Below are 4,213 nucleotides of genomic sequence, written 5' to 3'. Positions count from 1 at the left end.
CGCTGGAAGGGCTCGCCGCGCGCTTTGCCGCCGAGCGCGGCGTCTCCGCGCGCGAGCTCGAGCCGCTGAAGGAATGTCTCGCCGCGATCGACGAATTGCTGCGCCAGGTGCCGATCTCGGTCGATGCGTTCTCGTCCTATGTCACGCTGAACGCGCGCTTCCACGCGCTGCTCACGGAATTGTCGCGCAGCCCGCCGCTGATCCGGCAGATCGACCGCGCCTCCGCGCTGCCGTTCGCCTCCCCGAGTGGCTTCGTGATGGCACAGTCGGCGCTGCCCGAGGCCCAGCAGATCCTGATCATCGGGCAGGAGCACCACCGCGTCGTCATCGACGCCATCGAAAACCGCGAAGGTACGCGCGCCGAGGCTGTGATGCGCGAGCACGCGCGGCTCGCGGTGCGCAACCTGCGGCTCGCGCTGCGCAATCGGACCCATCTCGACCTCTTGCCGGCGCTCGCGCTGATCAAGACCGCAACCGATTAGGGCAGTCACCATGCGCTTCATCGAAACCTGGACTCCGGCGACGCTCGTCTCGACGCGCGACCTTGCGCCCGGCATCCGCGAATTCCTGATCCTGCCGGACCGGTTCGACGGCACAGCCTATCCGGTCGGCAGCCACATCAATGTCAGCGTGACCATCGACGGCCTGCCCGAGACGCGATCCTATTCGCTGGTCGGCGAGGCCACCTCGCGTGGCCTCAAGATCGCGGTGCGCCGTGCCGAGGATTCCCGCGGCGGCTCGCGCTATATGTGGCAATTAGCACCGGGCGCGCGGCTCGACATCACGCAGCCCGCCTCCCTGCTCGCGGTCGACTGGGCCCGCGAAAACTATTGCCTGATTGCCGGCGGTATCGGCATCACCCCGATCCTCGGCGCCGCGCAGGCGCTGGCGCGACGTGGCGCCGATGTCACGCTGCATTATGCCGTGCGCTCGCGTAGCGAGGCCGCCTATCTCGACGATCTCTCCGGGATGCTCGGCGACCGCCTTGTCGTTCACGCGAGCGACGAGGGCCGGCGGCTCGATCTCGACGCGCTGTTCGCGTCATTGCCGCAAAACGCGCTGGCGCTGTTCTGCGGCCCGATGCGGATGCTGGATGCCGCGCGCCACGCCTGGATAGGGGCCGGCCATCCGCTCGCCGATCTTCGCTACGAGACGTTTGGCTCCAGCGGCACGCTGCCGACCGAGACCTTTCGCGTGCGCCTAAAAGACTCCGGTGTCGAACTCGAAATCCCGCGCGAGCGCTCGATGCTGGATGTGCTCAATGCCAGCGGCCACGACGTGATGTACGATTGCAAGCGCGGCGAATGCGGCCTCTGCGCCATCGACGTCGTCGCAGTCGACGGCGAGATCGACCATCGCGACGTCTTCTTCAGCGACCATCAGAAGCAGAGCAACCAGAAGATCTGCGCCTGCGTCTCCCGCGCCCGCGGCACCATCACCGTGGACACGCTGCTGCGGGCGGACGCGGTCTGAGGCGGGGCTGGAAGGCGTACTCGGGAAACGCGATCGGCCTGAAGGCATGCGCATCCGCTCTACGCTTGGGAGCAGGCGGGTGCGGTTCGTCCTGGCGCTGAGGGCCATTTGCAGGCGGACCAATTCCATGACGAAACGGGCTTCGTTTTGCCGCGCCAACGAGCCGGTAAGAGCGCTTCGTGCGGTCCACCAATCATGATAGGTTTGCTCTCGGCAGTAAACGTGTTCAGCCGGTCTTGGACAACAAGGGTGGAGGTTCTGCCATGAAATCCAATTCGGTCTCGCTGGCAGTCGACGAGTTCGCCACAGGGAGTGCCGACTCGCTGATCTTGATCGGCCGCATTCTGCTCGCGTGGGTATTCGTCGGAAGCGCGTACGGCGCAATACACGACTTCGGCGGCTCCGTGAGTTATTTCAGGTCCCTGCACCTTCCAGCACCTGAGCTGTTCACCATGACGAACATCGCACTGGAAGTATTGATATCCGTTGGTTTGATATTAGGCGTCGGTACGCGCTACTGCGCAATCCTGACGTTTGTGTTCGTCGTGGCGGCAACGGCCGTTGCGCACCGCTACTGGGAGTATCCCGCGGGTGCGCAGCAGGTTGGTCAATACAACCACTTCCTGAAGAACATCTCGATCATGGGCGGCGCGATGCTGATCTTCGTCACCGGCGCAGGCCGGTTCAGTTTCGATCGGGCATCGTAGCCGACATCACTTCAAGTTGGGTTTGAAAGCTGCCTCGATCACGCGGCGGACGCTCTTTGAGAGCGGTTTCAGGGCCTTGCTCACGAAGGCGAAGAAAAGCATCAGCCATGTCGCAAGCGCGGCACACCACAGCAGGACGTCCAATATCTCAGGCATGATGATGCCCCTCAAAAATAACTACTCTGAAATGGGGCAAGTGTTGCCTAATGGAGCCGACACGGCAAGTCCTCGTTAGAGGTAGCGCGCCGAAACACTCTCAGAACAGCGGGCTACCTTAGGTCAGCGAAGCAGACTGATCCCATGGCTGCGGAGACTTTGTGAGTCTATGCCCTATGCCGCGTAGGTCGCCCGCAGCTTCTTCGTGTCGAGCAGCGCCAGAACCTGCTCAGCCGACACCGGCCGGCTGATCAGATAGCCCTGGATTTCGTCGCAATTGATCTGCCTCAGATATTCGAGCTGATCGGCAGTCTCGACGCCTTCGGCGACCACGCCGATGCGCAGGTCGCGCGCGAGCGAAATCACCGACTTCACGATCGCGGCACAGTCCGGCTGGACCAGCATGTCGCGGATGAAGGACTGGTCGATCTTGATGCGGCTGAACGGCAGCTTGCGCAGGTAAGTGAGCGACGAGAATCCGGTGCCGAAATCGTCTAACGCAACGGTGACACCGAGTTGCAGCAGCGCGTTCAGGATCGACACGGCCGATCCGTATTTCGACAGCAGCATCGATTCGGTGATCTCGATCTCGAGCCGGCTGGGAGAGACCTTCGCGTCGGCCAGCGCCTGCACGATGGTCTGGAGGATGCCGGTGTTGTGAAACTGCGCCGCGGAGAAATTCACGGCGACCCTGATGTCCTCGGGCCAGTCCGCCAGCGTCGCGCAGGCGCGCCTGATCACCCATTCGCCGATCGTGTGGATCAGCCCGGTCTCCTCGGCGATGGGGATGAACTCGCTCGGCGGCACCAGCCCTCGCGAGGGATGCTGCCAGCGCAGCAGCGCCTCGAAGCCGGTGATCCGGTTCTCGCCGAGGTCGAGGAACGGCTGGAAGACGAGAAACAGCTCGTTGCGCGCGATGGCGCCCTCGAGGTCCGATTGCAGCGCCTTGCGATCGCGGGACAGCCTGTCGTCGCTGACCTCGAAGAAGCAGACCGTGCCGGGTCCGGCCTTCTTGGCGCGGTAGAGCGCCGCGTCGGCGTTCTTCATGATGTCGAGGGCCGTGTTGCCGTCGCGCGGTGCCAGCACGATGCCGACGCTGGTCGCGCCCGCGAGCTGGCGGCCCTCGATCGGGAACGGCTCGGTGAAGGCTGCGACAAAGCGCTCGGCGATTTCGAGCGCATCCTCGGGCCGCGCCAGGTTGGCCATCACCAGCGCGAACTCGTCGCCGCCGATGCGCGCGACGTGCTCGGCCGCGCGGGTACAGCGTTGCAGGCGGCTTGCGACCTGGACCAGGAATTCGTCGCCGGCGGGGTGGCCGAACTTGTCGTTGACCTCCTTGAAGCGATCGAGATCGAGCAGCAGCACCGCGAACTCTTCGCCCGACAGGGCCAGCCGCTTCAAGGCGGCATCGAGCGTCTCGTTGAAGGCGAAGCGGTTGGGCAGGAGAGTCAGCGGATCCTGCCGCACCGTGCGCTCGGCCTCGACCTGCCGTATCACGCGCCGCGCGAACCCGATTGAATTCACGAACACCGCGCGCAGCAGCACTGACCCGTAGACCACCACCAGGATGGCCATCAGCACATAGGCCGGATCGCCGTCACGGCCAAGGCAGATGGCGATGCCGACGAAGATCGGGGTCGTGAAGGCGATGGCCGCAATCGGGATGGTGGCGAAAGCCAGCGCGCCGCCGGCCAGCATGCCCGAGCAAAGGCAGGTGATGACGAGCTGGCCGCCGGTTGCGGCGTTTGCGAAGAAGGCGACCGGCACGATGCCCCAGGCGGCCCCGAGGATGAAGGCATTGCGCACCAGCCGATGCATGGCGCGGCGCGAGACGAATTGCGGTTTTGTGATCCGGCGCGAGGCATGGGACTGCACCC

Annotated in this window: 5 protein-coding genes; 3 read left to right on the top strand and 2 right to left on the bottom strand. The window is 64.5% G+C overall.

Annotated elements, in window-relative coordinates:
• The 3 genes from AC1D00_RS29730 to AC1D00_RS29720 all read left to right on the top strand — a co-directional run.
• Window positions 1–482, top strand: a 482-nt coding sequence (locus AC1D00_RS29730; protein ID WP_477013125.1) for an FCD domain-containing protein, incomplete at its 5' end; no start/stop codon positions are given.
• Window positions 483–492: 10 nt separating this feature from the next.
• The gene (locus AC1D00_RS29725; RefSeq protein WP_477013124.1) at window positions 493–1,473 is read left to right on the top strand and encodes a PDR/VanB family oxidoreductase; all 981 of its coding nucleotides are present in this window, start codon (window positions 493–495) and stop codon (window positions 1,471–1,473) included.
• Window positions 1,474–1,736: 263 nt separating this feature from the next.
• A complete protein-coding gene (locus AC1D00_RS29720) occupies window positions 1,737–2,180 on the top strand; it encodes a DoxX family protein (RefSeq protein WP_477013123.1) in 444 nt (147 codons plus the stop codon).
• A gap of 6 nt (window positions 2,181–2,186) precedes the next feature.
• Here the strand turns inward: AC1D00_RS29720 and AC1D00_RS29715 are convergent, their stop codons facing one another.
• Together AC1D00_RS29715 and AC1D00_RS29710 are read right to left on the bottom strand one after the other, a co-directional pair.
• Window positions 2,187–2,336: a hypothetical protein gene (locus tag AC1D00_RS29715; RefSeq protein WP_167771393.1), complete on the bottom strand. Its 150-nt coding sequence runs from the start codon at window positions 2,334–2,336 to the stop codon at window positions 2,187–2,189.
• A gap of 174 nt (window positions 2,337–2,510) precedes the next feature.
• The coding region (locus AC1D00_RS29710; RefSeq protein ID WP_477013122.1) for a putative bifunctional diguanylate cyclase/phosphodiesterase at window positions 2,511–4,213 on the bottom strand (1,703 nt) is incomplete at its 5' end.

It is taken from the genome of Bradyrhizobium sp. P2_E8, from assembly GCF_056403875.1.
Note: the sequence above shows the minus strand (reverse complement) of the source record. Positions and strands in the feature narration are given on the sequence as shown.